Source organism: Frankia sp. CoWAU3 (assembly GCF_977971855.1).
On sequence record NZ_CDWWXB010000002.1, the window covers coordinates 1 to 1,776 of the forward strand.

Consider the following 1,776-nt stretch of genomic DNA (forward strand, 5'->3'; position numbering starts at 1 on the left):
AGGTCACATGCCGAACGACCGGAAGGTCTTGACACTGAGCACGTTGTGGTCTTCGCCGATCCGGCGGCCACTCGATCGATCAGCCGGCTTCGCCCAACAGCGCGTCGACGAACGCCTCCGGCTCGAAGGGAACAAGATCGTCTGGGCCCTCTCCCAAGCCGATCAGTTTCACCGGCATACCGAGCTCGCGCTGCACGGCGATGACGATCCCGCCCTTGGCCGTACCGTCCAGCTTGGTCAGCACGACTCCGGTGAGATCAACCGCCTGCGTGAACACCTGCGCCTGGACAAGCGCGTTCTGACCGGTTGTGGCGTCGAGCACGAGCAGCACCTCGTCGACCGGACCGTGCTTGCCCACCACTCTTTTAATCTTCGCCAGCTCGTCCATCAGACCTGCCTTGGTGTGCAGCCGGCCGGCGGTGTCGATCAACACGGTGTCCACGCCGCTCTGCGTGCCCTGTCGGACCGCATCGAACGCCACCGACGCCGGGTCACCCCCCTCGGCCCCGCGGACCGTGATCGCGCCGACCCGTTCACCCCAGGTCTGAAGCTGATCCGCGGCCGCGGCACGGAACGTGTCCGCCGCGCCCAGCACGACCGTACGCCCGTCCGCGACCAGCAGCCGCGCGATCTTTCCACAGGTCGTGGTCTTACCCGTGCCGTTGACACCGACGACGAGCACGACGGCGGGACGATCCGGGGCCGTCGTGCGCAGCGATCGGTCGGTCGTCGTACCGATCTGGGCGAGCAGCTCGTCGCGCAGCATCGCCCGCACATCCGCGGGCGTGCGGGCACCGAGCACCTTCGTGCGTTCCCGCAGCGCGGCGACCAGCTCGGTGGTCGCCGTGACCCCGACGTCGGCGAGGAGCAGTGTCGCCTCCACGTCTTCCCACGCGTCCTCGTCGAGATTGTCGCCGGATAGCAGGGAGAGCAGTCCGCGACCGAGCGCGTTCTGCGAACGAGCCAGCCGCAGGCGCAGCCGGACGAGGCGGCCGGCGGCCGGCGGCGGTGCCTCCGGTGGGATCCGCTCCTGGACCGGGATCCCCGGCGCGGCCGGTATCTCGGCGGGCGGGGCGCCGACGCCCTCGCTCTCCGTCGGGGATGGCGGCAGCACATCGGGAAGACCGATGTCGTCGACCGTCCTGGTCGCCGAATCGCGGGGTACCTCGGCGTCGTCACCGACCCCGGGACGGTAGTCGGCGCCCGGGCGCCGGCCTTCCTCGGTGGATCGGCGGGGGCGTCGACGCAGGGCCGTGCCGGCCACCAGGCCCACGGTGGCCAGTACGACGACGGCGATGACGACGATCAGGATGAGGAGCTCCACGTACCGATCCTGACAGATGACGCCACAAGGCCGTGGCGCTCGCCCGGCGGGAGGGCGGCGGCGTCAGAGCACCGCCCGCTCCCGCAGCCGCTGACTGATCACTGTCGTCACCCCGTCGCCCCGCATGGCCACGCCGTACAGGGCGTCAGCGATCTCCATCGTCCGCTTCTGGTGGGTGATGATGATCATCTGCGACTTCTCACGCAGACCCTCGACGGCCTCGAGCAGCCGGCCGAGATTGCGGTCGTCCAGAGCTGCCTCGACCTCGTCGAGCACGTAGAAGGGCGAAGGGCGGGCCCGGAATATCGCGAGCAGGAGAGCGAGTGCGGTCAGTGAACGCTCCCCGCCGGACAACAGCGACAGACGCTTCACCTTTTTTCCCGGCGGCCTCGCCTCGACCTCGATGCCCGTGGTGAGCATGTCATCAGGATCGGTGAGCACCAACCGGCCCT

Annotated in this window: 2 protein-coding genes; both read right to left on the minus strand. The window is 69.3% G+C overall.

Features of this window, described 5'->3' with window-relative positions; translation table 11 throughout:
* Window positions 1-79 precede the first annotated feature (79 nt).
* Window positions 80-1,324, minus strand: coding sequence for a signal recognition particle-docking protein FtsY (gene ftsY, locus AC08ON_RS00415; RefSeq protein ID WP_476606025.1), 1,245 nt, complete (start codon window positions 1,322-1,324; stop codon window positions 80-82).
* A 63-nt stretch (window positions 1,325-1,387) separates the two neighbouring features.
* Window positions 1,388-1,776, minus strand: a 389-nt coding sequence (locus AC08ON_RS00420) for an AAA family ATPase (protein ID WP_476616272.1), incomplete at its 5' end; no start/stop codon positions are given.